Consider the following 1,722-nt stretch of genomic DNA (forward strand, 5'->3'; position numbering starts at 1 on the left):
CCCATAGCCGCTATCTGCCACAAGGCCAGATGGCACGCGACCTGTATCAGGCCATGGAGGATGCGCGATGCGAAGCAGTCGGCGCACGCCACATGCCGGGCACCGCCAAGAATATCGATGCGCGCATTTCCCATGACGCCACCCGCAAGGGCTATGCCCAGATCCGCGACCGTCAGGATGCCCCCCTGCCGGTGGCCGCAAGCTACATGATCCGCGAACTGGCCACTGGCCGCACCCTGCCGCAAGGGGCGGATCAGGTGCTTAACCTGTGGCGCGGCTTCATCGAGGAACGCGCGGGCGGCACGCTGGAGGGGCTGGAGAAGGTACTGACCGACCAGACAGCCTTCGCGCGCTTCGCCCGCAAGATGATCGAGGATCTGGGCTATGGCGACCAGCTGGGCGATGACCCTGATGATACCGGCGATCAGGATGATGCCACCGACACCGAGGCTGAGGACCAGCCAGAAGAACAGGACACCCCCGACAGCACCGGCCAGGATGAGCAATCCGACGAGGAGAGCGAGGAGGACAGCCCCGCGCAGGACAGCGCACAGGCCGATGCCGCCCTTGATCAGGATGCCAGCGACGAAATGTCGGACGAGGCCGACATGCCCGAAGGCGAGGCCCCGCTTGAGCCGCCGCCCCCGCCCCCCCATTCGGAAGCGAATGCCGAATACAAGGTCTTCAGCACCGCGTTTGACGAAGAAATCCGCGCCGAGGATCTGGCTGATCCGGCCGAACTGGAACGCCTGCGCGCCTATCTGGACCAACAGCTTGAACCCCTGAAAGGTGCTGTGTCGCGGCTGGCCAACAAGTTGCAGCGCCGCCTTCAGGCACAACAGAACCGGTCCTGGCTGTTTGATCTGGAAGAAGGCATCCTTGATGCGGGTCGTCTGGCGCGGGTTGTGGCCAACCCCACAACGCCCCTGTCCTTCAAGCAGGAAAAAGACACCGAATTCCGCGATACAGTGGTGACGCTGTTGCTGGACAATTCCGGATCAATGCGCGGGCGGCCCATTTCCATTGCCGCAATCTGCGCCGATGTTCTGGCGCGCACACTGGAACGCTGCAATGTGAAGGTGGAAATTCTGGGCTTCACCACCCGCGCATGGAAAGGCGGGCAGTCGCGTGAACGCTGGCTGGGCGAAGGGCGCAGCGCGCAACCGGGCCGGCTGAATGATCTGCGCCACATCATCTATAAACAGGCCGATGCACCCTGGCGGCGGGTCCGGCCCAATCTGGGCCTGATGATGAAAGAAGGGTTGCTGAAAGAAAACATTGATGGCGAGGCCCTTGAATGGGCGCACCGGCGCATGCTGGCCCGCCCCGAGGCCCGCAAAATCCTGATGGTCATTTCCGATGGCGCGCCGGTGGACGATTCCACGCTGTCAGTGAACGCAGCCAATTATCTGGAACGGCACCTGCGCGACGTTATTGCGCTGGTCGAACGCCGCCGCGCGGTCGAATTGCTGGCAATCGGCATCGGGCATGACGTGACGCGCTACTATGAACGCGCGGTCACCATCACTGATGTGGAACAACTGGCCGGTGCCATGACCGAACAACTGGCAGCCCTGTTTGACAAAGACCCCCGCGCACGCGCCAGATTTGGTGGCATAAAGCGCGCAATGTAGCCCTGTAGCCCGCCGCCGGCCGTCCTATCCGCCCATTGCGTAGCCTGCGCCGCGGATGGTGCGGATGGGGTCTTCGCCGCCGGTGGTG

1 protein-coding gene is annotated in these 1,722 nt (G+C 63.3%); it reads left to right on the forward strand.

Annotated features, from left to right (window positions below; genetic code table 11):
• Positions 1 to 1,634: cobaltochelatase subunit CobT (gene cobT, locus ACTIE1_RS05495; protein WP_439563292.1), on the forward strand; the 1,634-nt coding region annotated here is incomplete at its 5' end.
• Positions 1,635 to 1,722: the final 88 nt, after the last annotated feature.

The sequence above is a fragment of the Roseinatronobacter sp. genome (assembly GCF_051859525.1).
Taxonomy (GTDB): Bacteria; Pseudomonadota; Alphaproteobacteria; order Rhodobacterales; family Rhodobacteraceae; genus Roseinatronobacter.